This is a genomic window from Pseudomonas sp. 67(2021) (genome assembly GCF_017491835.1).
Lineage (GTDB): Bacteria > Pseudomonadota > Gammaproteobacteria > Pseudomonadales > Pseudomonadaceae > Aquipseudomonas > Aquipseudomonas atacamensis.
Window position 1 is genome coordinate 1 of sequence record NZ_JAFGYL010000126.1, and the last position, 236, is coordinate 236.

Annotated in this window: 1 protein-coding gene; it reads left to right on the plus strand. The window is 61.4% G+C overall.

The genetic code is table 11. The annotated features are described in order from the left end of the window. On the plus strand, positions 1-236 hold a 236-nt coding region (locus J5M66_RS26830), incomplete at both ends, for an SNF2-related protein (protein WP_207810291.1).

Consider the following 236-nt stretch of genomic DNA (forward strand, 5'->3'; position numbering starts at 1 on the left):
GTGGAGCGTGCTGATTCTCGACGAGGCGCAGAACATCAAGAACCCGCTGAGCAAAGCCGCCCAGGCCGCCCGTGACTTGCAGGCCCGTCAGCGCTTGTGTCTGAGCGGTACGCCGCTGGAAAACCACTTGGGCGAGCTGTGGTCGCTGTTCCATTTCTTGCTGCCGGGCTGGCTCGGCGACGTGAAAAGTTTCAATGCCGATTACCGCGTGCCGATCGAAAAGCGCGGCAGTGAAG